The following is a 473-nucleotide window of genomic DNA, read 5'->3' as shown; positions in this document are numbered from 1 at the left end:
GGACATCCAGCAGCAGGGCCAGAGCCTGATCGTCGAATTCCTGCGCTCCAGCCTGCCCGAAAACCTGCGCCGCAAGATTGACGTGACCGACTTCGGCACGCCGGTGCAGCTGATCACGACGACCCAGTCTGGCGACCGGGTGCGGATGGTCGTTGAACCCAAAGGCAATTGGGAGCACAGCGCCTACCAAAGTGACAACCAGTTTGTGCTGGAGGTCAGGCCACAGAAGGTTGACCCTAACAAGCTCACGCAGGGGCCGGGCTTCGCGGGTGACAAGCTGTCGCTGAACTTCCAGAACATCGAAGTGCGTGCCCTGCTGCAGGTCATTGCCGACTTCACGAACTTCAATGTGGTGACGAGCGACACGGTGACGGGCAATGTCACGCTGCGCCTGAAGGACGTGCCCTGGGATCAGGCGCTGGACATCATCATGCAGGCCAAGGGCCTGGGCCTGAAAAAGGCCGGTAACGTGC

Annotated in this window: 1 protein-coding gene; it reads left to right on the top strand. The window is 60.9% G+C overall.

Features of this window, described 5'->3' with window-relative positions:
- Nucleotides 1–473, top strand: a 473-nt coding sequence (locus C1I99_RS31895) for an AMIN domain-containing protein (RefSeq protein WP_199562475.1), incomplete at both ends; no start/stop codon positions are given.

Origin of the sequence: Micromonospora deserti (assembly GCF_003236335.1) — a bacterium.
Classification (GTDB): domain Bacteria; phylum Actinomycetota; class Actinomycetes; order Mycobacteriales; family Micromonosporaceae; genus Micromonospora; species Micromonospora deserti.
This window is presented reverse-complemented; position numbering and strand designations above follow the sequence as displayed.